Origin of the sequence: Microbacterium sp. 22296 (genome assembly GCF_052045385.1) — a bacterium.
GTDB lineage: Bacteria > Actinomycetota > Actinomycetes > Actinomycetales > Microbacteriaceae > Microbacterium.
Map to the genome: position 1 here is coordinate 309,943 of NZ_JBQEOS010000004.1, position 20,564 is coordinate 330,506.

Here is a 20,564-nt window from a genome sequence, read left to right on the forward strand (position 1 = left end):
CGGCACCGAGGCGCGCTTCATCCGTGCCGCAGCTGACGACGGGTTTTCGTTTCACGGCTCAAGGAGCCTAGGCACCGCGACAAGGGGTCGGGGCGGCGACGGAGGACCCTTGTCACGATGCTCACGAAAAAATGGGCGAACCTTTGCGCTCTCTTCACGGCCGTCGCGAACGGGCGCGGGCACGGCCTGGTGGCAGCGGCGGCGGACGGCGCGGGGCGGGTGCCATCCCGGCCCGCCGCATCGCGTGAGCAGACCGGCCGCGGAGCCTCACCTGGCGGCCCGCGGCGCCGGCGGGTCGATGTGGCCCCTGCGGAGACCACCGGTGCTCACCTCGCGCGTGACCGCGTGCGCGCCCGAGCGACGGGCGGGGCCGCCACGCGCGAGCCGACGACGTTGACGATCTCGCCGACACCCTCGATGACCAGGCGCACCTCGTCACCGGGTTCGAGTGGACGGGGGTCGAGGGCGCCGCGACGGCCCCACAGTTCGCCGAGGCAGCCGCCGTTGCCGACGGTGCCCGAGCCGAGTACGTCACCCGGGACCACGACGGAGTTGCGCGCGGCGTACGCGACGAGCTCGGGGAAGGGCCAGCCCATGTTCGACACCAGGTCGTGACCGATCAGCTCGCCGTTGACGTGCAGCTCCGCCCGCACGGCGAGGAAACCGTCGGCGTCGAGGTACGGCTCGAGCTCGTCGGTCGTGACGATCCACGGCCCGAGGGTCATCGCGAAGTCCTTGCCCTTCGCGGGCCCCAGGCGCACCTTCATCTCGCGCGCCTGCAGATCGCGCGCCGACCAGTCGTTCATGACGGTGTAGCCGAAGATGTGGGATGCCGCGGTCTCGGCATCCAGGTTCTCGCCGTCGGAGCCGGGCACCGCCCCGATCACGACCGCGAGCTCGAGCTCGACGTCGAGCCGCTGCGTCTCGGGGATCGCCACGACGTCACCGGTCGCGCGCACGGTGTGCGGGTTGGTGAAGTAGAACGTCGGGGCCTCGTACCACTCGGGCACGACCTCGCTCTTGCCATCGACCGAGGCGCTGACGCCCTCGACGTGCTCCTCGAAGGCGACGAAATCGCGGATCGACGCGGGTACGAGCGGGGCGAGCAGGCGCACCTCGGCCAGCGGCCGCGCCGCGTCGGCGTCACGGCGCGCGAAGAGCGCGTGCGCCGCGTCGAGGCCCTGCGCGAGCACCTCGGCGACTCGCAGGCCGTCGGGGAAGGGCACCACGTCGTCGCCGTCGACGAACCCTTCGCCCACGTCGGCACCGTCGGCCCAGCGCGCGATCCTCACGCGTGCACCCGCGTGCGCAGCAGCTCGGCGGCGTTCGCGCCCAGGATGCCGCCGACCTCGGCCTCGGCGAGACCCGCGCCGCGGACGAAGCCGACGGGGTCGTCGAGGCCCATGTCGAAGGGGAAGTCGCTGCCGAGCAGCACGCGGTCGGCCCCCGCCGCCTCGACCAGCCAACGCAGGGCCCGCTCGTCGTGCACCACGGTGTCGAACCACAGCTTCGACAGGTACGTCGACGGCGCGTGCGTGCAGCCGTGCGCTTCCGGGCGCACCTTCCACGCGCGGTCGGAGCGGCCGATCGCCGTCGGCAGGTATCCCCCGCCGTGCGCCGCGACGAGACGGAGCCCCGGATGCCGATCCAGCACGCCCGAGAAGATGAGGTGCGACAGCGCGACGGCGTTCTCGGTGGGCTGGCCCACCGTGTTCGAGAGGTAGAAGCGGTCGAGCCGCTCGTCGAGCGAGCAGCCGAAGGGGTGCAGGAACACCACGGCGCGCAGCTCCGCCGCCCGCGCCCAGAACGCCTCGAGCCGCTCGTCGCTGAGTTCGACGTCGCCGGCGAAGGAGGAGATCTCCACGCCCGCGAGCCCGCGCCCGAGCACGGCGTGGTCGAGGGCGTCGACCACGAGGTGCGGGTGCTGCAGCGGCACGGTACCGAGGCCGACCAGTCGATCGGGCGCCTGGGCGACGTGCTCGGCGACGAGACGATTGGCCTCCCCGGTCGTCCAGGTCGCCAGGCCCTCGCCCGCCCACGGGTAGAAGTGGTTCGGAGAGGGGCTGACCCACTGCGTGTCGACGCCCTGGGCGTCCATCGCGGCCAGGCGGGCCTCGACCGAGGTCAGGCGCGGGAAGCGCTCGCCGATCATGCGACCCGAGGCCTGGAGGCTCGCCAGGCCGTTGCGACGCAGCTCGAGGTCGGCCGCGGCCTGCACGTCTTCGGGCACCCGGCGTTCGACCTCGGCGTGCAGCCCCGGCATCAGCAGGTGGGCGTGGACGTCGGTGACGCCGTGCCCCGCGACGGCGCTCACGCGCGGGCCGCCGTGAGCTGCGCGACGCCGAACATCAGGCCGCCCATGTCGGCGTCGCGGACGCCGTCGAGCTGCCACTGGCCGAGCTGCACCGAGGCGTCGACGATCGCTCTCGCCCGCGCCACCCGGCGCTCGTGGAACGCATCCCACAGCGCCTGGTCGACGGCATCCCTCCCCACCAGCAGCTCGCTGAGCACCGCCGCGTCTTCGAGGCCCTGGGCGGCGCCCTGGGCGATCGTCGGGGGGCAGCTGTGCGCGGCGTCGCCGATGACCACGGCCCGGCCGCGGTTCCAGGGAACCTCGACGAGGTGGCGCGTGAACCACGTGTAGTTCGCGTCGGCCCCGGCCTCGATGTCGGCGCGGATGTGGTTCCACGGGCCGTCGTACGCGCGGGACTGCTCGACCATGATCCGTCGCGCCTCCTCGGGCGAGACGTGCGAGCGGTCCTGAGCCGCTTCGACGAGGAAGGCGTACATCGTGTCGTCGCCCGTGGGCGTGTAGCCGGCGATGTACATCGGACCGCCGTAGTACAGCTCGCTGCGGTCGACGTCGGGCGGCAGCGACACGAAGGTGCGCCAGATGCCCATGCCGGTCTGCTCGGGCGAGACGTGGATGCCGATCAGCTCGCGCACCGCGGAGTGCAGGCCGTCGGCGCCGACGAGCAGGTCGAACGCGCCGGCGGACTCGCCGTCGACCTCGACCTCGACCCCGCCGTCGGTCTGCGTCACCCCGGTCACGCGCGTGCCGAAGTGCACACGGGCGCCGTGAAGCTCGGCCGCGGCCAGCAGGATACGCGCCAGGTCGGGGCGCGACATCCCCATCGTCGAGGGGTAGTCGGGCCCGCCGGTCTTCAGGTCGGGCAGGGCCGCGACGACCGGGGCGCCGGGTCCGGGAGCGCGCAGGTTCAATCCCTCGAACGACTTGCCGGCGGCGGCGACCTCGTCCCACACGCCCAGGTCGTCGAAGACGCGCAGGGCGTTGCCCTGCAGCGTGATGCCCGAGCCGCGCGTGCTCAGGGCGGGCTGCGCGTCGTAGAGATCGACCTCGACCCCGGCCTTCGCGAGGAAGATGGCGGTGGCCAGGCCCGCGACGCCGGCTCCGGCGATCGCGACTTTCTGAACGGCGGTCATGTCAGAACCTCTCTGTTCTGGAACGGGTGGGGGTTAGAGGAGGGCGAGGGGATTCACGGGCGAACCGACGGCCCCGGTGATGGGCAGGGGCGGGGCCGAGAGCAGGAACTCCCAGCGTCGCGCAGCCGCGCACGCCTCGGCGAGCGCATCGAGATCCCACATCTCGCCGATCGTCAGACCCATGTTGGGGATGACGACCTGGTGCAGCGGCTGGAACGCCGGAACGTCGAACTCGTTCGGCCGCACCTCGAAGCCCCAGGTGTCGGTGGCGATGGCCGCGATCTCGGTGCGGTGCAGCCACCCGGCGGTGGTGAGCGAGAGCCCCGGCGCGGGGCCGCCGGCGTAGTCGCCCCAGCCCTCGCGACGAGCGCGCGTGTAATGACCGGTGCGCACGAGCACGATGTCGCCGCGGCGCACCTCGACGCCCTCGGCGGCGGCGCAGGCCTCGAGGTCGGCGACGGTGATCGCGTGACCGTCGGCGAGCTCGCCGGTGTCGGGCGCGAGGTGGCGGCCGACGTCGAGCAGGACGCCGCGCGAGACGATGACGGATGCCGCGTGCTCGATGCCGGTGACGAGGTCGCCGTCGCTGGTGACGACGTCGCCCGCGCGCCGGCCGTTCCAGGCGTACCCGTGGTCGAAGATGTGCCCGAGGCCGTCCCACTGCGTCGAGCACTGCAGGGGCATGGCGATGACGTCGTCGGCCCCGCCGATGCCGTGCGGGAAGCCCTGGTTGCCTCTCTCGGCATCCGTTCCCGTGTCGGTCATCGTGTGCACCGGGTTGGTGCGTCGACGCCAGCCCTTCTGGGGGCCGTCGGTGTCGAACGGTTGCGAGAGCGAGATCGACCGCCCTTCGCGCACGAGGGTGGCGGCGGAGCGGCGGATGTCGTCGTCGATGAAGTTGAGGGTGCCCAGGACGTCGTCTTCGCCCCACCGCCCCCAATTGCGGTAGGCCTCGGCGCGCGCGGCGATCTCGGCCTCGGGGTTCTGCCGGTCGAGGTCGGCCGGGTCCTCGGAGGGCAGGGGTCCGCGCGCGTCGGGACCCTGAGCCTGGCGAAGGGATCCCTGTCCCGCAGCGTCGGGTCCCTGCGCCGCAGCGTCGGGTCCTTGCGCCGCAGCGCCGGGACCTTGCGCCGCAGCGTCGGGTTCCTGAGCCGCAGCGTCGGGACCCTGAGCCTGTCGAAGGGTCACGACACCGCCTCCCCCACGCACCGCACGACCTGCGTGCCGAGCGCCCCGATGGTCCCCGTCATCACGTCGCCGTCGCGCAGGAACCTCTTCCAGTGCTGCCCGTTGCCGGCGGGGCTGCCGGTGAGCAGCAGGTCGCCGGGGAGCAGGGGGTGGGTCTGCGACGCCGCCGAGACGAGCGCCGGAACGTCGAACAGGAGGTCGGAGGTGTTGGCATCCTGCATCACCTGACCGTTGAGCTCGAGCCGCACCGGCGTGTCGGCGGGGTCGACGAAGCGCGCGGGCACGAGGAGGGGACCGGTCGGCAGGAAGCCGGGCGCGTTCTTGGCCCGGTACCAGTCGGTGCCGATCTCCTTCATGTCCTTACGGAACACGAGGTCGCGGGTGGTGACGTCGTTGACGATCGTGTATCCGGCGACGTGGTCGAGGGCATCGTCGCGCGACACGCGGAACGCCTCGCGGCCGATGACCACGGCCAACTCGAGCTCCCAGTCGTGCACCTCGCTGTACGCGGGGAGCACCAGCGGCACGTCGTCGCCGACCACGCACGCGGTGAGGCCGATGAAGAAGTACGGCTCTCCGCTGCGGGCGCGCTCGTCCATCATGTCGGCGGCGAACGCGCGCGCCTCTTCGGGCGTGCGGTCGGTGTTCTGCGTCAGGCCCGCGGCGACCAGCTCGATGACGTGCTCGCGGTAGTTGGCGCCGGTCTGCAGCACCTGGCGCGGTTCGACGGGCGCCGTGAGGGTGACATCCGAGACCGGATGCCACTCCCCCGGCGCATCGACGAGTGCGGCGAGGCGATCCCAGTCGGGATCGGCGAGGAACGCGTTCAGACCCCCGCCCAGCTCGTCGGCGGAGAGCGCGCGGATGCGGTCGCCGGCCACGAGGCCGATGCGCACGGCATCCCCGTCTCGGTAGCGCGCGAGCGCGAAGGGTGCGGTCGTCATGTGGTGCTCACTCTCGCCCGACCGGGATCGACGCTCAGCCCCGGCCCTGGACGGCGTACGGGTTGAGCAGGGCGTCCTTGATCTCGTCGGGCACGCCCTCTTCCGTGGCGCTGGGGCCGTCGGCGGGCGGGAACGACTCGGTCATCGACATCGGCATGGCGCCGTTGCGGTACATGTTGTTCGAGCCGAGGGAGGGCTTCCAGGTGTTGGCCTCCCAGTCGGGCACGTAGTTGCGGTACCCGCCGGTGTTCAGCTCGATACGCAGGCTCGACGGTTCGCGGTAGTAGAGGAAGGTCTGCTCGCCGATGCCGTGGATGTTGGGACCGTACTCGATCGGCACGCCGTTCTCCATGAGGGTGTCAGCGGCGATGAGCAGCTCTTCGCGGGTGTCGACCCAGAAGGCGTAGTGGTTGATGCGGCCGGCCCGGCTCGACCCGTCGAGCACGACGCCGAGGTCGTGCGACTTCTCGTTGGTCGTGAGCACGGAGAACACCGAGATGGGCGCCTCGTCCAGCACGGTGCGCGCCATGAAGCGGAAGCCGAGCGTGTCGACGTACCACTGCACGAAGGCGTCGACGTCCTTGGCGGCGACCGTGACGTGGTCGAGCTGACGCGGGGCGCCGGCGACGCCGCTGCGCTTCTCGGGGCGGTCGGGGTAGATCGACGCGGTGTGCGGCTCGGCGCGGTGACGCTCGACGTCCCAGTGCAGGGTCATGTTGTGCCCCTGCGGACCGGTGAAGCGGAAGGCGCGGCCGATGCCGCGACCCTCGACCCACTCGCCCTCGATGCCGGCGGCCTGCACGCGCTTGGCGGCCTCCTCGAGCGCCTCGGCCGACGAGGTGCGCCAGGCCATGGTCTCGAGCGCCGGCTCGTCGCCGTGCGCCACGACGACGGAGTACGCGTAGTAGTCGCCCCAGCAGCGAAGGTACACGCGGCCGTCTTCGCGAGCGACCTCGGTCAGCCCCACCTGGTTGACGTAGAAGTCCACCGACGCCTCGACATCAGGAGTCGTGATCGCGACGAACGACAGATGAGAGAGAAGCTTGATCATCTTCGATCCTTTCGGTGAATCGGCTCGTTCCGACTCTTCCTCCACTATCCGACCGAAGTCGGTATCAGGGAAGCCGATCCTGTGGATGCCGAGTATCCGCCTGTCTTATACCTCGACGTTCCGGGCCTCCCACTCGACCCCCCGCGTCCCTGTTATTACGGTGCACGTCCCGAAAAGGGTTGCTGTGGAGGCCTCCAGCCGACCGAAAGTGGGACATACCGCGCGAAGGATGGCTTCAGGACGGATGGCATCAGGAACGATGCGTGATGACGGCGTCGTCCGCGGCGAGCTGCGCCAGGTCGTTCAGCGCAGCGCCCGAGTCGACGGCATCCACGATCCGGCGCAGCGCGAGACGCTCCGGCGACTCCCGGCGAACCGGCGCCGAGCGCCGACCGCCCTCGTCGTCGAACGCCACCTCGCACCGGGGGGATGCCGAGTCCACGCGCACCTCGACGCGCGTCGTGCCGAGAGCGGCGGCGGCCAGGGCGCCTCCCACCCCACCGCCGATCACGCGCGTGACGCTCACGCCGACGGCGTCCGGGCCGCGAAGGGCCATCGTCGTGGCGGCCGACGTGTCGGCGCGGGCGACGATCGACAGCGCTCCACCGGAGAGCACGCGCGCCCACCCGACCGCATCGCGGAGGAGAGAGGCGGCATCCGTCCGGCCACCCCACGCGTCGACGACGACGTGCCGCGGGACGACGAAGCCGACCGAGGCGTCGGCGATGACGTCGGAACGCAGGCGTCGGCGCATGACGACGACCGGAGCGGCGAGCAGCGCGAGTCTCTCGTGGACGGCCGGGGGCGCCGGCTCGGGCTCGTCGATCACGAACCCCGCCGCGCCCGTGAATCCCTCCCACCATGCGCCGCGACCATCGACCACGCGGATCGCGTCGCCACCGCCGCCGAGCCGGACGCGCGGAGCGAGTTCGGCCACCGCCACGCGGTAGGCGGCGAGGTCGGTCCGTACGTCTCTCACGGCGCCACTCCCCCTCGCACGGCCGCGGCCGCGGCGTCGGCGATGGCCGTCACGAACGCCGCGTCGGCCCGGAGTTCGTCGTACTCCATCGCCGCCTCCCCGCGCAGCAGTGCCGCGAGAGCCCGCCACTCGGCCTCGTAACCGTCGCGACGGTCGATCGGGTAGACGGTCAGCACGCCCCGGGCGTCGCGGACCGTCGTGCGGGCTCCTCCGACGTGCACGAAGGGCGGGGGGAAGTCCACCTCGACCCACGCGCCCCCGGTGACGACGTTGACGCGCCACAGCGAATCGGCGCCCTCGGGGAGCATCACGGTCGTGAACCGCACCAGCGCACCACTCGCCCGCAGGGCGAGGTCGAAGCCCACCGGCGCCACCGGCCGCGCCCACACCAGCTCGGCGGGGGCCGACACGAGGTCGCGCACGAGGGGCAGGTCGTGCACACCGAGGCCCGCGACCAGCTGCCGCACGATCGCCGCGCTCAGCTCCCTGTCGTCGGGGTCGAGGGGCGGGCGTCGCACCGGCGGACCCGCCGGCAGGGGCTCACCCATGGTCAGCGCGTGGTACCGGTCGTTGGGCGACAGGCACAGCGTCACCGTCACGGCCGAGATCCGCCCGTCGAGGGCGCTGAGGTGATGGGTCGCCCGCGCCCACGCGGGGTCGAAGAGGTGGTTGGTGCCGACCACGAGCAGCGCCCCGACGGCCGCGCACTCGGCGATGAGACGGTCGGCCTCCTCCGCGGTGTCGGCGAGCGGCTTCTCACAGAAGATCGCCCGGCGTCCCGCGGCCAGGGTCGCCCGCGCGTGCTCAGCGTGGAGAGCGGGTGGGCTGCAGACGGCCACGACGTCGACATCCGGGTCGGCGAGCAGGGCGTCGAGGCCGGTGGACGACCGTGCGCCGAAGCGATCCGCGATCAACGCCGCCCGCCCGCTTCCCGCGTCGCTGACGTGCACGAGCCGGAAGTCGTCGCCCGTTCGAGCCAGGGTCGGAGCGTGCAGGGCCGCGACGCCCGGCCCCGACCCGATGATGCCCACGCCCCACGTCATCCTGGCCCCCTTGCCCACTTCAGCGTGAAAAATGCGGAAGTCAGGGACTAATGAACCATAGATGCTCCCATTTCGGCAGAGGTCGAGCGCTCCTGTGTGAAGATCAACGCATGGCGAACGTGTCCACCCTCCGCTTCGGCGCGCAGACAGACGAGGTCACGAGCCTGCTGCGCATCGTCAACATGGTCCGCATCGGCGAGGCCGTCACCCGGCCCGAGATCGGTCGCGTCACCGGCCTCGGCCGAGGAGTCGTCGCCCAGCGCGTCGATCGCGCGGTCGAGATGGGGTTCCTCGAAGACGCCGAGTTCGCCCCCTCCTCCGGGGGACGCGCCCCCCGCACCCTGCGCTTCCGCGCCGAGCGGGGTCGCCTCGTCGTCTGCGCCCTGGGCGGCCAGCACATCCATGTCGGCGTGACCGATCTGGACGGCGAGATCCTCCACGAGGCCCATCGTTCCTGGGACATCGCGAGCGGCCCCGAAGAGACCCTCGCGACGGCGACAGCGATGGTCGACGACCTGCTCGGCGCCGGAGACGGGACACCCGTGTGGGCGGTCGTGGTCGGGCTCCCCGGCCCCGTCGACTTCGAGACGGGCCGCCCGGTGGCCCCGCCCATCATGCCGGGCTGGAACGGCTACGACGTGCGCACCACGTTCGAACAGCGTTACGACGCCCCCGTCTGGGTCGACAACGACGTCAATCTGCTCGCCGCCGGCGAGCGCGCGCGACGCCGCGACGAGGGCGTCGACCTCATCTACTGCAAGGTCGGCACGGGCATCGGCGCGGGGCTCGTCTCGCACGGACGCCTGCACCGCGGCGCCAACGGCGCGGCGGGCGACATGGGACACGTGCGCGTGCCGGGGGCCGAGCAGGTCTGCCGCTGCGGCAAGGTCGGCTGCCTCGAGGCCGTCGCCGGAGGCTGGGCACTCGTGCGCGACGCGCAGGCCGCGATCGACGGCGGTGCCACGGGAGCCCTCGCCGACACCGTGTCCGCCGGGAACGACCTGACGCTGGAGAACATCACGCTCGCCGCGGCGCGGGGCGACGCCCTCGCCATCTCGCTCGTGCAGGCGTCTGCGCGCCAGGTCGGCGAGGCCGTGGCCGCCCTGGTGAACATGTTCAATCCGAGCGTGATCGTGGTCGGCGGAGCCGTGGCATCCACGGGGGAACTGTTCCTCGCCGAGGTGCGCCACCGCGTGTACGAGCTCTCGCTCCCGCTCGCCACGCGCGATCTGCTGATCAAGACCAGCGAGAACGACACGCGCGAACCGGTGCGCGGCGGGGTGGATCTCGCGCAGGAGCAGCTGTTCGAGGTGACCCTGCCGCGCTGGTTCGCGGAGGGGCGTCCGACGGTGGCGGCGGTGCACGGGCTGAGCGGCTGACTTCTTCCCTTTTACGACATTAGTCGGTAGGTTACAAGCGGAAGCGTACCGTCCGGTGCGCCGTGACACGAGGACGTGCCCGCCATGACCCTTTCGGCCCTGCGTGACGACGCGCTGCGGGTGCGCGGCGCGCACACCGAGGTGCGCCTGTCGTTGCCGTGGATCCGCTCCCTCCCCCTGGCGAGCCTGGTCGACCCCGTCGTCGAGATCGACGGGCGGAGCCACGAGCCCACGATCTCCCTCGCGGGACGCCAGGTCATCGCCGCCGATCTCGCGAGTGAGGACGGCTGGTGGTACCTGCAGGACCGCGTGGTCCTGCAGATCCCGGATGCCGCGACCCCCGGCATCCACGACGTCTCCGTCTCGTTCCGCCTCGAGATCCCGTACCTGCCCGGCGGGCCCGATGCGCCCCTGCGGCTGCCGTTCGCCTTCACCCGCGCGCTGCGCACCACGACCCCCGCGGGAGGCGTCTCGCTCGACGTGGGGGAAGCGGCATGAGCCTTGCCACGGGGTGGACCCTGTCCGCGAGCGCCTTCAACCTCACCCCGGAGGTCATCCGCGCCGAGCGCACGGCCGACGACCTGGCCCTCTCCCTCGTCGAGCGCGGCATCGCGTCCGCGATCGAGATCGAGCTCGGGCAGATGTGGCGCGGATTCCCCTCCCCCGCCGAGGCGGATGCCGAACACTTCCGCGGTCGGCTCGCCGCGGCGGGCGGACGCGTGAGCATCGTCGGGGTGAGCATCGACGAGTTCGACCGCGGTCGACGCCGGACGGATGCCGAGCGTCGGGCCTTCCTCGAGCCGCAGCTCCGCGCTGCGGCCGCGGTCGGCGCCACGGGCGTGCGTCTTCCGATCGGCCAGGCCGGGGCGCTGCTCGACGACCTCGTCCCCCTGCTCGAGGAGCTCGACCTCGTGCTGTTCGAGGAGGCGCAGGGCCACGAGACCCCCGCCGCGCGCCCGGAGGCCTACGCCCGCATCGCCGAGCTCGACACCCCGCACGTGCGGCTGCTGCTCGACATCAGCATGCTCATGCCCGCCCTGCCGGTGACCTACCTCGAGCAGCTGGACCGCGGCGGCATCCCCACCGCCCTCGTACGACGCCTGCGCGACGAGTGGCGCGACCCCGCGACGCACGACGCCGTGATCGACCTGCTGCGCGCCGGAGGGGTCCCCGGCCCGGTGCACACGCTGTACATGAACCTGCTCGTGCGTTTCGGCCGCTCGCACGTCGCCGATCTGGCATCCGTCCTTCCGCTGGTCGGGGCGACGCATTTGAAGTTCTGGGATCTCGACGATTCCGACGACCGACTTTCCGACCCCCTTCGCGACGTGGGCATCGCCCTCGACGCGACGGGCTTCACCGGCACGCTCTGCAGCGAGTGGGGCGGCCAGGAGTGGCTCGACGACGACCCGTGGGAGATGACCTCGCGTCATCTGTCGTTGGCCGCCGGCGCCCTCTCCGACCGCTCGACCCCTCCCGCGTGAGTCGCCAGAATGTGTCGCCTGAAGCACGCTCGAAGCGACACATATTGGCACCTCACGCGCTCGCGCATCGAAAGAAGGAGCACGTGATGACCGACCGACCCATCAAATGGAGCTACATGGACCACTGGCGGGCCAACGGCCCCGCCGGTCCCTACGACCAGTGGCAGTCCAAGCTCGCGATGAAGCGCTTCCTTCAGCAGGTCGTCGCCGTCGGCTTCGACGCGATCGACACCTTCGACTTCCGCATCTGGCAGATCTTCGAGCAGTACGGATCCGTCGCGAACTACCAGGAGTTCGTGCAGGAGCAGGGCCTCGAGCGCATCGTGAACACCTTCCACGGCGTGTACTACTCCCCCGACCGCTACGCCCCGGAGGTCGCGGCGACGCACGCGACGATCCTCGAGGACTTCCAGCGGACGATGGACATGTGGTCGGGCATCCAGCTCGACAACATCATCGTCATGCCCGGCTCCCGGTACTTCGACGAAGCCGGGGTGCCGGATGACGGCCTCAAGCACGCCGCCGACATCTGGGGGAAGGTCGGCGAGCTCACGCAGCAGTACGGCGTGAACCTCACCTGCCACCACGAGTTCTACGCCGGCATCCGCACGCGAGATCAGATCGACCGGTTCTACTCCTACGCCGACCCGCGGTACGTGAAGTTCTTCGTCGACACCGCGCAGCACTGCATCGCCGACGTCGACCCCGTCGACGTGTACGCGGCGCACCACGAGCGCGTGACCGGCTTCCACTTCAAGGACACCCGGCACAAGGACGTGAACGACGACTACCGGATGTTCCCGGATGCCGAGGTCTCGGCGAAGACGACGGAGAAGTGGTTCTACGAGATGGGCACCGATGAGGGGCTCGTCGACTTCGAGGCGATGATGCGCGCGGTCCGCGACAACGGGTACACCGGCTGGATCAGCGTCGAGCACGACAAGGCCGACAAGCTCGGCGGCGACTACGCCGAGAGCACCGCGATCTCGCGGTGGTACGCCAAGAACGTGCTGGACGGCATCTACACCGAGGAGGCGACGCGATGAGCGACGTGCGCTGGGCCTACGCCATCAACCAGTGGGACACCAACATCGACTCGTTCGTGCGCAAGCGCGAGCACGAGCGGGCGTTCAAGACGGCATCCATCAGCGGGTTCTCGGGAGTGGAGCTCACCGCCGTGAGCTTCGGCGCGTGGGAGCCGCTCGGCACCCCGCAGCAGCTGGCCGACCTGTACGGCTCGCTCGAGGGGTTCCGCGACGTGCTGTCGGCGTGCGCGCTGGACGCCGTGAGCAGCTACGTCTACGACCCCTCCGTCGGGTTCGAGGTCGAGATGGGCCGGGGGCCCGACCCGCTCGATCCCTCCTCGGTCGAGCAGATCGTACGCACCGCCCGCTGGTTCGCGGACGCCCTCCGCCGCCTCGGCGGGAGCGTCCTGGTCGTGCGCGCGGCGCCGTCGGCATGGCAGACGGGGGCCCTGTCCGACGAGCAGATCGGCGTCCTCGCCGACCTGTGGAACACCGTCGGCGCCGCCATCGCGAACGACGGCATCGCCCTGGGCCTGCACGTCGACTTCCTCTCCGCGCTGCGCCTGGGCGATGGCATCCATCGTCTGCTCGCCGCCACGGACCCGGCGAAGGTCGGTCTCGCGATCGACACCGCCGAGTACGCGATCGCGGGCATCGACCCCGTCGCGCTGTATCGCCGGTACGCGGATCGGGTGGTCCACGTGCAGCTCAAGGACGCGCGCGAGACCGTGGACGACGCGGAAGCATCGACGCCGCACGCCGAGCAGTTCATCCGCACCGAGGGCGGGGCGCGCAGGATCCTGCGCTGGTTCTTCGAGCCGAGCGACGAGCGCGCGCTCGTCGACTTCGAGGGCTTCGTCGGTGCCCTCGCGGAGCACCGCTACCGCGGCTGGATCGTCGTCGAGTCGGACCAGAGCCCGCACCCGGCCGAGAGCACGATGGTCGCGGGCTGGTACGTGCAGAAGGTGCTGCAGCCGCTCCTCGAGGGGGCGCGGGTCTCGGCCTGATTCGACGCGAGGGGTCGGATGCCGTCGCTGCAGAAATCCGCCGGCGACGGGATCCGACCCCGACCGCGTTCCCTGACAGGGGATTCCGCGAGAACAGGACGACCCCGCGCCGAGGCGGCCTGTTTCGGCGTGATCCCCTGTCCTCGTGGGGTGGGCACGCCGCCGGCTCAGCGCGGCAGCAACCCTGCCGCGCGGTAGATCGCGTCGACCACCCTCATCGTGCCGACGCCGCGGCGGGCGTCGAGGACGCTCTCCGATCCGTCGGCGAGCACGTCGCGCAGGTGCTCGAGCTGGCGGACGTAGCTGTTCTCGGTCGGGTCGGCCGCGACCTCGCGCAGCACCTCACCGTCGGGCGACGTCACCGTCAGCGTCGCGCCCCACTGCGGCACGATCACGCTCGTCGCGAGCAGCGACGCCTCGCTGCCGTCGACCCGCACCCACATGGCGCCCGTGTCGTCGCCGAGGAACGAGGCCCGCAACAGGGCCGGGATGCCACCGGGCAGGCGCAGCGCGGCGTCGGTCTGCAGGTCGATGCGGGGGTCGGCGTCGTCCGTCTGAGCCCTCGCCGAGACGACCTCGGGCTCGCCGAAGGCGGCACGGAGCAGGTCGACGGCGTAGCAGCCGACGTCCATCACCGCGCCGCCCGCGAGGTCACCGTCGAGACGGATGTTGCCCGGCTGCACGACGAAGTGCGGGATGCTGAAGTCGATCTCGACCAGCTTCACCTCGCCCAGCACCCCCGACGCGATCGTGTCGAGCAGGTCGCGGATGAAGCCGTGCAGGCGGAAGTGGAACCCGACGAAGGCCCGCCGCGCCGCGGCATCCGCGGCATCCGCGATCTGCTGCGCTGTCGCGCCGTTCGCCGAGAGGGGCTTCTCGCACAGCACGTGCTTGCCCGCCGCGAGCGCGCGGGTCGCCCACTCGGCGTGGACGATCGGCGGCAGCGCGAGGTACACGAGATCGACCCGCGGGTCGGCGAGCACCGCGTCGTAATCGCCCCACACCGGCAGGTCGAGGCGGTCGGCGAACGCCCGCGCCCGCTCGGGGTCGCGCGCGCCGATGGCGACGACCTCGACGCCGTCGACCGTCCGCGCGGGCTCCACCATCGCGCGCTCCGCGATGCCGCCCGCCCCGAGGATCCCGATCCCGATCATGCTCGCTGTCCCTTCATCGACAAACGCGATCGACGGCGAGAAACAGCGCGGCGCGGCGTTTCTCGCCGCCGATCGCGTTTCTGCCCGTCATTTGCGCACCCCCGGCCGGGCGCCCCGCGGCCGTACACCGCGGCCCCGGTCGGGCACCGCGCGGCCGCACGCCGCGTCCCGGTCGGGCACCGCGCGGCCGTAAGCGGCGGCCCGCCCCCTCACCGACAAACGCCATCGGCAGCGAGACACAACGCGGCGCGGCGTTTCTCGCCGCCGATCGCGTTTCTGCGCGTCATTGCGCACCCCCGGTCGGGCACCGCGCGGTCGCACGCCGCGCCCCGCCCCCTCACCGACAAACGCCATCCGCGGCGAGACACAACGCGTTGCGGCGTTTCTCGCCGTGGATCGCGTTTCTCGCGCCCCCGGCGCGCCGCAGCGCCGCAGCGCACGCGCGCCATCACCCCTCGCCGTTGTAGTACGGCCAGGGGTTGATACGGCGGTCTCCGCGACGGTCGGGGCCCGTGAGCGCGACCCCGCCGGTCGCCGCCCACTCCACCCCGCGCGGGAACATGCGGATGAACTCGATGCGCCGGAACGTGTCGATGTCGTGGCCGATCGTGATCGTGAACGAGCGCCCCGCCCCATACTCGTTGATCCAGGCCAGCGGCTGCTCGGTGTTGATCCCCGGCAACGCCGCGATTCCGCCCTCGGGGATGTCGACGGGGTAGTGCGACATCGGCCATACCGGCGCGTTCTCGTACGCCTCGAGGTCGTCGAACGTCGTCAGCAGCACCTGAGCGCCCTCGTACATCTGCACGCCGACGAGGATGTCGTCGCCGGTCACCGTCCAGGCGGCGTTGATGCCCTCGGTGATCGGATGCCGCGGCTCGGCCGTGTGCAGCTGCGCCTCGCCCCACGGACGCGGGCGCAACCCCGTCTCCCACGCGCTGAGCTTGGCTCCGCGCATGACGTTGTATTCCTCGGGGTAGCCCCAGCGGTCCTCTTGCGCTGCGGAGCCGTGGAACCAGACGATGCCCTTCCCCTCGTCGTGCACGAAACGCAGGATGGCGGCATCCGTCTCCGCGCCGAAGCCGGTCGCCATGTCGTGGTAACCGTCGCGGCCCTCGAAGATGACGATGAGCACGTCGTACTTGTCGATCACGCTCGCGGGCAGGCCCCGCGGGTCTTCCACGACGCGCACCTTGAATCGACCGGTGTCCTCCAGCAGCGTCGTGATCCATTGGTTGTGCAGCCGGAAGCTGCGGTGGGCGTTGTCGTGCTCGATAGTCATGTGCCCTGAGAGGATCAGCACGTTCAGAACGTCGCTCATGGGTCAGCCCTTCTGAGAGAACGCGGCGTCGAACAGCTGGTGCGGCGGCGTGATCCCGCCGAGCGTGCGCACGAAGGCGAGGGCCTCGGGGCCGCCGACGAGGCGGTCCATGCCGGCGTCCTCCCACTCCACGCTCGTGGGTCCGTCGTAGCCGATGGCGTTCAGTGCGCGAAAGAGCGGCTCCCACGGTACGTCGCCGTGACCGGTCGAGACGAAGGTCCACCCGCGGCGCGGGTTGTCCCACGACAGGTGCGACCCGAGCACGCCGTTGCGGCCGTCGAGGTTGGTCGTCGACTCCTTGCAGTGCACGTGGAAGATGTGATCGGCGAAGTCGAGCACGAAGGCCACCGAGTCCAGCTGCTGCCACACGAAGTGCGAGGGATCGAAGTTGAAGCCGAAGCTCTCGCGGTGCCCGATGGCTTCGAGCGTCTTCTTCGCCGTCCAGTAGTCGTAGGCGATCTCGGAGGGGTGCACCTCGAGCGCGAAGCGCACCCCGACCTCCTCGAACACGTCGAGGATCGGATGCCACCGCTCGGCGAAGTCCGCGTAGCCGCGATCGATCATGGCGTCGGAGGCGGGCGGGAACATCGCCACGTACTTCCAGATGCTCGACCCGGTGAAGCCCGTGACGGTCTTCACCCCGAGCTTCGCGGCGAAGCGCGCCGTGTTCTTCAGCTCCTCCGCCGCGCGCTGCCGGACGCCCTCGGCGTCCCCGTCTCCCCACACCCGCGAGGGGACGATGTCGTGATGCCGCTCGTCGATGGGGTCGTCGCACACGGCCTGGCCGACGAGGTGGTTGGAGATCGTCCAGACCTTCAGGCCGTTCTTCTCCAGGATGTCGAGGCGCGAGCGCACGTAGTCGGCGTCGTCCCAGCGCGAGACGTCGATGTGGTCGCCCCAGCAGGCGATCTCGAGACCGTCGTAGCCCCACTCCCCGGCGAGGCGAGCGACCTCCTCGAACGGCAGATCGGCCCACTGGCCGGTGAACAGGGTGACGGGACGAGCCATGGAGGGAATCCTTTTCAGAGTGCGGGAACAGGGGTGCCCACGCGGGTCCACGCGGACTCGGCGGCACTGCTGCGTTCGACGGCGTCCAGCACCCGCTGGACGCGAAGGCCCTCGTCGAACGAGGGGTACGGGTCGATGCCGGCGTCGATCGCGCCGACGAGGTCGACGACCTGGTGGGTGAAGCCGTGCTCGTAGCCGAGCACGTGTCCGGCCGGCCACCACGCCGAGACGTACGGATGCTGCGGCTCGGTGACGAGAACCTGGGTGAAGCCCTGGCGCCCCTCGGGGGCGGTGCGGTCGTAGAAACGCAGGCTGTTGAGGTCTTCGAGGTCGAACGCGAGGGCCCCGCGATCCCCCGACACTTCGATGGTGAGGGCGTTCTTGCGTCCGGTCGCGAAGCGCGTCGCCTCGAACGACGCGAGAGCGCCGTTCGCGAGGCGGCCGGTGAAGATGGCGACGTCGTCGACCGTGACGGCACCTCTCTCGACGGCACCGGCGGTCGCGGCCAGGCCCATCGACCCGTCGCGGGGCAGCGGACGCTCCGCGACGATCGTGCCGAGCGTGCCCGACACCCGCTCGACGCCGAGGCCGGTGACGAACTGCGTCATGTCGACGATGTGCGCGCCGATGTCGCCGAGCGCACCGGAACCGGCGTGCTCCTTCTGCAGGCGCCACATGAGCGGCATCTCGGGGTCGACGAGCCAGTCCTGTCGATACGCTGCGCGCACCTGCTGCACGGTGCCGACGGCACCCTCGGCGATCATGTCGCGCAGCAGCGTGACGGCCGGCACGCGGCGATAGGTGAACCCCACCATCGACCGGATGCCGCGCGCGCGGGCGCGTCCGGCCGCCTCGGCCATCGCCTCGGCCTCCGCCACGGTGTTGGCCAACGGCTTCTCGCACAGCACGTGCTTTCCGGCTTCGAGCGCCGCGATCGCGATCTCGGCGTGCGAATCGCCGGGGGTGACGATGTCGACGATGTCGATGTCGTCGCGCGCGACGACCTCGCGCCAGTCGGTGGCCGACTCGGCCCAGCCCCATTTCGCGGCGGCGGATGCCACGGCATCCGCGTTCCGGCCGACGACGACCGCCATCTCGACAACGCGCGGCAGGTCGAACATGCGCGGCGCCTGACGCCAGCCCACGGAGTGCGCGGCGCCCATGAAGCCGTAGCCGATCATGGCGACGCGCAGGGGCCGAGCCGAGGTCACGACAGCACCAGCTCGCGGTCGACCGGAACCCGGTTGGTGACGTAGCGCCCGGGGCCGCCGTCGGCGCCCGGCATGATCTGCATGTAGAGCAGGCGCATGGTCAGCACGACCTCGACCGTGACCTTCTCGCCCGCGGCGGGCGGGGTGTCGAGGTGGATGAGCACGTCGGGGCGGTCGGCCACGAACCACAGCGTCTCGGACTGCTCGGGCAGTTCCTCCAGGCGGTAGGCGCGACCATCGAGCGAGAAGCGCAGGTCGTCCTTCGGCACGGCGACGCCGTTCACCGTCACGGCGACGTCGTCGACGGCCGACAGCCAGAGGCTGCGGTACCAGGGCAGCTGCACCGAGACGGCGAGGCCGTCATCGGTGCGGCGGACGTCCTTCTCGGCGAACAGCGAGTTGTGGGTGGCCATGGGGACTCCTAGGCGAACGTGTCGGTGAAGCGGTCGTGCGCCACCGGCGGCACGGGCTCGAGCTTCTGCGTGGTCTCGGGGCTGTACGGGTGGTTCTTCGAGGGCACCGGCTCGTCGGCCGGGGGCATGAAGACGGGCTTGCCGTCGTCGCCGAAGTACATGAGGTCGAGATCGAACGCGCCCTGGTTCTTCAGGCCGAACGCCACCCAGTTCTCCTCGAAGGGCGCGCGGGCGAGCTCGTAGCAGCGGAACTTCCAGAACTTCCACTCACCGTCCTGCTTGAGGAAGTCGATGGCGTACTTGCACCACACCCAGTGCGCCCAGACCTTCTTGCCGAGCACTTCCTCGGGTGAGTACATGTCGGGGAACGCCTCGGCGACCTGCGGATCGGTCAGGCCCGACTCGGTGCCCGCCATCATCCACACGCCCTTGGCGGTCTCGCCGTCGGCGGCGACCTCGATCACGGGGGTGTTCGTGGCGTGGAGGATGAGTTTGCCCTCGGGGTGCGGGCGGCCGCGGTGGTAGTCGGTCACGCTCTGCCAGGTCGTGTACTGACCGGCGTTGGTGTAGCGCGCGCGGATGCCCTCGGTGCCCTCCTTCACCCACATCGGGATGATCTGCTCGTCCTCGAAGGCGTTGTGCAGATACATGTAGCGGTTGAAGAGGTTCTCGACCTGCCCGCGGTCCTCGGCGCGCTGCGCGAGGGCGTGGGCGGCCTCGACCTTCTCGCGCAGACGCGCGACCTCGGCGACGAGCTCGGAGACGGATGCTTCGGCGGTGGCGTTCGACATTGTCACTCCTTCGTGATGGTTGGGATTCACGCGGGCTGACGCGCCGCGACGGTGTCTTCGATGGCCGTGCGCATGAGCGCGTGCTGCTTCTTGACGAGGTCGATGGGGTCGCTCTCGCCGAGGTCGCTGAAGGCGTGCCCCTCCCACTCGCTGGAGAGGTAGCCCCGGTATCCGCCCTCGACGAACTGCTTCACGATGCGCGGGATGTCCATCGCGGGTTCCTGGCCGTCCGGGCCGATGTCGTAGAACTTCGCGTGCACGTGGAAGATCTGCGGCATGATGTCGAGCCACTCCTCCGGCGCGACGAGGCCGTGCATGTTGAACGCCAGCCGGGTGAACGGCCCGAAGCGGAGCGGATCGACGCCTTCGCTCGAGAGGTAGTCCTCGAATTTCTGGTTGCGCACGTGCATCGGGGTGGGCTCGTGCCAGATCTCCTCCATGACGGGGAAGTGCTTCTCGTCCATGCCCATCTGCCCGAGCGTGCGCAGCAGCGTCGGCGAGAGCGCGTGCATGGTCGAGGAGAAGTCGGCGGTGAACCCGAGACGGTCGCTGCCGAGCTCCTCGTAGACCTCGCGGATCTCGAGCACCTTGGGGTCGTTGGGACCCGAGGGGGCGTGGATCTCGTAGCCGAGCTTCTGGTCGTACTTCTCGGCGAGGGGCAACAGGCTCCGCAGCAGCTCTTTACCGGCGGAGCGGATGACGACCCTCTTGAAGCCGAGCGTGTGCGCCGATTTCAGCTGACGGGCGAAGAAGTCGTGCTCCTCGTCGGGCGTCATGTCGCGGTCCTTGCGCCGACCCATGTCGAGGTTCGTGCCCACGGCACTGGCCTCGAGCCCGTATTTCTCGAGCGAGTCGAACCACAGCTTCACGAAGTCGGCGTCGACGTCGGGGTACGAGCGCAGCAGTTGCGCGAAGTTGAACTCGACCCCCGGGCCGATTCCCTGGTCGTGCACCTCTTCGATGAGGGTCTCGGGGGTGTACAAGCCGGCGGCGAACTCGCTCGTCATCGAGTAGAGCGTCGTGCCGAGCTGGATGCCGGTTCCGGCGATGCCGTTGGCGTCGTGCGTCATTTCGGTCCTCGGGTGTCGTGTAGGAGGGTGGTGCCGGTGGCTTCGACGGGCT

The 20,564-nt window shown here is 70.7% G+C and carries 20 protein-coding genes; 5 read left to right on the forward strand and 15 right to left on the reverse strand.

Features of this window, described 5'->3' with window-relative positions; genetic code table 11:
- Positions 1-326: 326 nt before the first annotated feature.
- From ACTJJP_RS10585 to ACTJJP_RS10620, 8 genes are all read right to left on the reverse strand, one after another.
- A complete protein-coding gene (locus ACTJJP_RS10585) occupies positions 327-1,292 on the reverse strand; it encodes a fumarylacetoacetate hydrolase family protein (RefSeq protein ID WP_440774979.1) in 966 nt (321 codons plus the stop codon).
- Positions 1,289-2,314, reverse strand: coding sequence for an amidohydrolase family protein (locus tag ACTJJP_RS10590; RefSeq protein WP_440774980.1), 1,026 nt, complete (start codon positions 2,312-2,314; stop codon positions 1,289-1,291). Before ACTJJP_RS10590 ends, ACTJJP_RS10585 begins: the two co-directional genes overlap by 4 nt.
- Positions 2,311-3,444 (reverse strand): FAD-dependent monooxygenase, encoded by a 1,134-nt coding sequence (locus ACTJJP_RS10595; protein ID WP_440774981.1) that lies wholly within the window; start codon positions 3,442-3,444, stop codon positions 2,311-2,313. The genes ACTJJP_RS10590 and ACTJJP_RS10595 overlap by 4 nt, the downstream gene beginning before the upstream one ends.
- A gap of 33 nt (positions 3,445-3,477) precedes the next feature.
- On the reverse strand, positions 3,478-4,464 hold the full coding sequence (locus tag ACTJJP_RS10600; RefSeq protein WP_440775091.1) for a cyclase family protein: 987 nt from the start codon (positions 4,462-4,464) through the stop codon (positions 3,478-3,480).
- 164 nt (positions 4,465-4,628) lie between these two features.
- On the reverse strand, positions 4,629-5,576 hold the full coding sequence (locus ACTJJP_RS10605) for a fumarylacetoacetate hydrolase family protein (protein WP_440774982.1): 948 nt from the start codon (positions 5,574-5,576) through the stop codon (positions 4,629-4,631).
- 34 nt (positions 5,577-5,610) lie between these two features.
- Positions 5,611-6,627, reverse strand: coding sequence for a VOC family protein (locus tag ACTJJP_RS10610; RefSeq protein ID WP_440774983.1), 1,017 nt, complete (start codon positions 6,625-6,627; stop codon positions 5,611-5,613).
- 250 nt (positions 6,628-6,877) lie between these two features.
- On the reverse strand, positions 6,878-7,606 hold the full coding sequence (locus ACTJJP_RS10615; protein WP_440774984.1) for a hypothetical protein: 729 nt from the start codon (positions 7,604-7,606) through the stop codon (positions 6,878-6,880).
- Positions 7,603-8,649: a Gfo/Idh/MocA family protein gene (locus tag ACTJJP_RS10620; protein WP_440774985.1), complete on the reverse strand. Its 1,047-nt coding sequence runs from the start codon at positions 8,647-8,649 to the stop codon at positions 7,603-7,605. The genes ACTJJP_RS10615 and ACTJJP_RS10620 overlap by 4 nt, the downstream gene beginning before the upstream one ends.
- 110 nt (positions 8,650-8,759) lie before the next feature.
- On the opposite strand from ACTJJP_RS10620, the gene ACTJJP_RS10625 reads away from it, so the two are divergent.
- From ACTJJP_RS10625 to ACTJJP_RS10645, 5 genes are all read left to right on the forward strand, one after another.
- Entirely contained in the window at positions 8,760-10,028 is a 1,269-nt protein-coding gene (locus ACTJJP_RS10625; protein ID WP_440774986.1) for an ROK family protein, read from the forward strand.
- A gap of 84 nt (positions 10,029-10,112) precedes the next feature.
- Entirely contained in the window at positions 10,113-10,526 is a 414-nt protein-coding gene (locus ACTJJP_RS10630; protein WP_440774987.1) for a hypothetical protein, read from the forward strand.
- On the forward strand, positions 10,523-11,512 hold the full coding sequence (locus tag ACTJJP_RS10635; RefSeq protein WP_440774988.1) for a restriction endonuclease subunit R: 990 nt from the start codon (positions 10,523-10,525) through the stop codon (positions 11,510-11,512). The genes ACTJJP_RS10630 and ACTJJP_RS10635 overlap by 4 nt, the downstream gene beginning before the upstream one ends.
- An 86-nt stretch (positions 11,513-11,598) precedes the next feature.
- Positions 11,599-12,558, forward strand: a complete 960-nt coding sequence (locus ACTJJP_RS10640; RefSeq protein WP_440774989.1) for a sugar phosphate isomerase/epimerase family protein — start codon at positions 11,599-11,601, stop codon at positions 12,556-12,558.
- Positions 12,555-13,544: a sugar phosphate isomerase/epimerase family protein gene (locus ACTJJP_RS10645; protein WP_440774990.1), complete on the forward strand. Its 990-nt coding sequence runs from the start codon at positions 12,555-12,557 to the stop codon at positions 13,542-13,544. The genes ACTJJP_RS10640 and ACTJJP_RS10645 overlap by 4 nt, the downstream gene beginning before the upstream one ends.
- Positions 13,545-13,711: 167 nt before the next feature.
- Here the strand turns inward: ACTJJP_RS10645 and ACTJJP_RS10650 are convergent, their stop codons facing one another.
- From ACTJJP_RS10650 to ACTJJP_RS10680, 7 genes are all read right to left on the reverse strand, one after another.
- The gene (locus ACTJJP_RS10650) at positions 13,712-14,698 is read right to left on the reverse strand and encodes a Gfo/Idh/MocA family protein (RefSeq protein WP_440774991.1); all 987 of its coding nucleotides are present in this window, start codon (positions 14,696-14,698) and stop codon (positions 13,712-13,714) included.
- Positions 14,699-15,146: 448 nt separating this feature from the next.
- Positions 15,147-16,019, reverse strand: coding sequence for a ThuA domain-containing protein (locus ACTJJP_RS10655; RefSeq protein WP_440774992.1), 873 nt, complete (start codon positions 16,017-16,019; stop codon positions 15,147-15,149).
- Positions 16,020-16,022: 3 nt separating this feature from the next.
- Positions 16,023-17,027 carry a sugar phosphate isomerase/epimerase family protein gene (locus ACTJJP_RS10660; RefSeq protein WP_440774993.1) on the reverse strand — a complete coding sequence of 335 codons (1,005 nt, stop codon included), beginning with the start codon at positions 17,025-17,027 and terminating at the stop codon, positions 16,023-16,025.
- Between the two features lie 14 nt (positions 17,028-17,041).
- Positions 17,042-18,208 (reverse strand): Gfo/Idh/MocA family protein, encoded by a 1,167-nt coding sequence (locus tag ACTJJP_RS10665; RefSeq protein WP_440775092.1) that lies wholly within the window; start codon positions 18,206-18,208, stop codon positions 17,042-17,044.
- Between the two features lie 26 nt (positions 18,209-18,234).
- On the reverse strand, positions 18,235-18,651 hold the full coding sequence (locus ACTJJP_RS10670; protein ID WP_440774994.1) for a C-glycoside deglycosidase beta subunit domain-containing protein: 417 nt from the start codon (positions 18,649-18,651) through the stop codon (positions 18,235-18,237).
- 8 nt (positions 18,652-18,659) lie between these two features.
- Positions 18,660-19,442, reverse strand: a complete 783-nt coding sequence (locus tag ACTJJP_RS10675; protein WP_440774995.1) for a nuclear transport factor 2 family protein — start codon at positions 19,440-19,442, stop codon at positions 18,660-18,662.
- A gap of 26 nt (positions 19,443-19,468) precedes the next feature.
- Entirely contained in the window at positions 19,469-20,512 is a 1,044-nt protein-coding gene (locus tag ACTJJP_RS10680) for a sugar phosphate isomerase/epimerase family protein (RefSeq protein ID WP_440774996.1), read from the reverse strand.
- Positions 20,513-20,564: the final 52 nt, after the last annotated feature.

What these genes read in the sequence shown, in the direction of transcription:
- ACTJJP_RS10595 (WP_440774981.1), bottom strand. Translation starts at nt 3,444, where the DNA reads ATGACCGCCGTTCAGAAAGTCGCGATCGCCGGAGCCGGCGTCGCGGGC.
- ACTJJP_RS10605 (WP_440774982.1), bottom strand. Translation starts at nt 5,576, where the DNA reads ATGACGACCGCACCCTTCGCGCTCGCGCGCTACCGAGACGGGGATGCC.
- ACTJJP_RS10610 (WP_440774983.1), bottom strand. Translation starts at nt 6,627, where the DNA reads ATGATCAAGCTTCTCTCTCATCTGTCGTTCGTCGCGATCACGACTCCT.
- ACTJJP_RS10620 (WP_440774985.1), bottom strand. Translation starts at nt 8,649, where the DNA reads ATGACGTGGGGCGTGGGCATCATCGGGTCGGGGCCGGGCGTCGCGGCC.
- ACTJJP_RS10625 (WP_440774986.1), top strand. Translation starts at nt 8,760, where the DNA reads ATGGCGAACGTGTCCACCCTCCGCTTCGGCGCGCAGACAGACGAGGTC.
- ACTJJP_RS10630 (WP_440774987.1), top strand. Translation starts at nt 10,113, where the DNA reads ATGACCCTTTCGGCCCTGCGTGACGACGCGCTGCGGGTGCGCGGCGCG.
- ACTJJP_RS10635 (WP_440774988.1), top strand. Translation starts at nt 10,523, where the DNA reads ATGAGCCTTGCCACGGGGTGGACCCTGTCCGCGAGCGCCTTCAACCTC.
- ACTJJP_RS10640 (WP_440774989.1), top strand. Translation starts at nt 11,599, where the DNA reads ATGACCGACCGACCCATCAAATGGAGCTACATGGACCACTGGCGGGCC.
- ACTJJP_RS10645 (WP_440774990.1), top strand. Translation starts at nt 12,555, where the DNA reads ATGAGCGACGTGCGCTGGGCCTACGCCATCAACCAGTGGGACACCAAC.
- ACTJJP_RS10650 (WP_440774991.1), bottom strand. Translation starts at nt 14,698, where the DNA reads ATGATCGGGATCGGGATCCTCGGGGCGGGCGGCATCGCGGAGCGCGCG.
- ACTJJP_RS10655 (WP_440774992.1), bottom strand. Translation starts at nt 16,019, where the DNA reads ATGAGCGACGTTCTGAACGTGCTGATCCTCTCAGGGCACATGACTATC.
- ACTJJP_RS10660 (WP_440774993.1), bottom strand. Translation starts at nt 17,027, where the DNA reads ATGGCTCGTCCCGTCACCCTGTTCACCGGCCAGTGGGCCGATCTGCCG.
- ACTJJP_RS10665 (WP_440775092.1), bottom strand. Translation starts at nt 18,208, where the DNA reads ATGATCGGCTACGGCTTCATGGGCGCCGCGCACTCCGTGGGCTGGCGT.
- ACTJJP_RS10670 (WP_440774994.1), bottom strand. Translation starts at nt 18,651, where the DNA reads ATGGCCACCCACAACTCGCTGTTCGCCGAGAAGGACGTCCGCCGCACC.
- ACTJJP_RS10675 (WP_440774995.1), bottom strand. Translation starts at nt 19,442, where the DNA reads ATGTCGAACGCCACCGCCGAAGCATCCGTCTCCGAGCTCGTCGCCGAG.
- ACTJJP_RS10680 (WP_440774996.1), bottom strand. Translation starts at nt 20,512, where the DNA reads ATGACGCACGACGCCAACGGCATCGCCGGAACCGGCATCCAGCTCGGC.